This window comes from Streptomyces parvus, assembly GCF_014648875.1.
GTDB classification, from domain to species: Bacteria; Actinomycetota; Actinomycetes; order Streptomycetales; family Streptomycetaceae; genus Streptomyces; species Streptomyces parvus.
Map to the genome: position 1 here is coordinate 1 of NZ_BMRY01000037.1, position 1,827 is coordinate 1,827.

Below are 1,827 nucleotides of genomic sequence, written 5' to 3' on the forward strand. Positions count from 1 at the left end.
AGGAGAGCCGGCGTGAGCTTGAGGATCGTTGTCTGTGTGAAGTACGTGCCCGACGCGACCGGTGACCGGCGTTTCGCCGATGACCTGACGCTGGACCGTGAGGATGTCGACGGTCTGCTGTCGGAGCTGGACGAGTACGCGGTCGAGCAGGCGTTGCAGATCGCGGACGAGGCGGACGATGCGGAGATCACCGTGGTGACGGTGGGTCCGGAGGACGCCAAGGACGCGTTGCGCAAGGCGCTGTCGATGGGTGCGGACAAGGCGGTTCACGTCGAGGACGACGATCTGCACGGCACGGATGTGATGGGCACGTCGCTGGTGCTGGCGAAGGCGGTCGAGAAGACCGGCTACGACCTGGTGATCTGCGGTATGGCCTCGACGGACGGTGTGATGGGTGTGCTGCCGGCGCTGCTGGCGGAGCGTCTGGGTGTGCCGCAGGTGACGCTGCTGTCGGAGGTGTCGGTGAACGACGGTGTGGTGACCGGGCGCCGTGACGGCGACACCGCGACCGAGCAGCTTGAGGCGTCGCTGCCGGCGGTGGTGTCGGTGACCGACCAGTCCGGCGAGGCGCGCTACCCCTCGTTCAAGGGGATCATGGCGGCGAAGAAGAAGCCGGTCGAGTCCCTGGATCTGGAGGATCTGGAGCTGGACGCGGACGAGGTCGGTCTGGCGGGTGCCTGGACGGCGGTCGACTCGGCGACCGAGCGTCCGGCGCGCACCGCGGGCACGATCGTGAAGGACGAGGGTGAGGGCGGCAAGCAGCTCGCCGAGTTCCTCGCGGGCCAGAAGTTCATCTGATCCCGCACGCGCGGTCCTTCCTCTCTCTTCCCCTCCCTCTCTTCCTCTCGTCTGGAGTGCGTTGTCATGGCTGAAGTTCTGGTTCTGGTCGACCATGTGGATGGTGCGGTCCGCAAGCCCACCCTGGAGCTGCTGACGCTGGCGCGTCGCATCGGTGACCCGGTCGCCGTCGCCCTGGGCGCCGGCGCGGAGGCGACCGCGGGTGTGCTGGGTGAGCACGGTGCGGTGAAGGTGCTGACCGCTGATGCCCCGGAGTTCGCGGACTACCTGGTGGTACCGAAGGTGGACGCGCTGCAGGCCGCGTTCGAGGCGGTCTCCCCGGCCGCGGTGCTGGTGGTGTCCTCCGCCGAGGGCAAGGAGATCGCCGCCCGTCTCGCGCTGCGGATCGGCTCCGGCATCATCACCGACGCCACCGACCTGGAAGCCGGTGACGAGGGCCCCGTCGCGACGCAGGCCGTCTTCGCCGCCTCCTACACCACCAGGTCCCGGGTCTCCAAGGGTGTTCCGGTGATCACGGTCAAGCCGAACTCCGCCCCGGTCGAGCCCGCCCCCGCCGCCGGAACCGTCGAAGCCCTGCCCGTGTCGTTCGGCGAGAGCGCGACCGGCACGAAGGTCACCTCCCGGACCCCGCGTGAGTCGACCGGCCGCCCCGAGCTGACCGAGGCCGCGATCGTCGTCTCCGGCGGCCGTGGCGTCAACGGCGCGGAGAACTTCCCGCTGATCGAGGCCCTCGCCGACTCGCTGGGTGCCGCGGTCGGCGCGTCGCGCGCCGCGGTCGACGCCGGCTGGTACCCGCACACCTCCCAGGTCGGCCAGACCGGCAAGTCCGTCTCCCCGCAGCTCTACATCGCCTCCGGCATCTCCGGAGCGATCCAGCACCGGGCGGGCATGCAGACCTCGAAGACCATCGTCGCGATCAACAAGGACGCCGAAGCCCCGATCTTCGAACTCGTCGACTACGGCGTCATCGGCGACCTCTTCGCCGTCGTGCCCCAGCTCACCGACGAGATCAACACCCGCAAGGGCTGA

General features: G+C 69.3%; 2 protein-coding genes. Both read left to right on the top strand.

All coding sequences use genetic code 11. The annotated features are described in order from the left end of the window. Positions 1–12: 12 nt before the first annotated feature. Positions 13–798 carry an electron transfer flavoprotein subunit beta/FixA family protein gene (locus IE140_RS35660; protein WP_093437863.1) on the top strand — a complete coding sequence of 262 codons (786 nt, stop codon included), beginning with the start codon at positions 13–15 and terminating at the stop codon, positions 796–798. A 66-nt stretch (positions 799–864) separates the two neighbouring features. Further along, complete coding sequence (locus IE140_RS35665; protein WP_189461100.1) at positions 865–1,827, top strand: electron transfer flavoprotein subunit alpha/FixB family protein; 963 nt, start codon at positions 865–867, stop codon at positions 1,825–1,827.

Coding starts and splice junctions, on each gene's coding strand:
- IE140_RS35665 (WP_189461100.1), top strand. CDS start 865: ATGGCTGAAGTTCTGGTTCTGGTCGACCATGTGGATGGTGCGGTCCGC.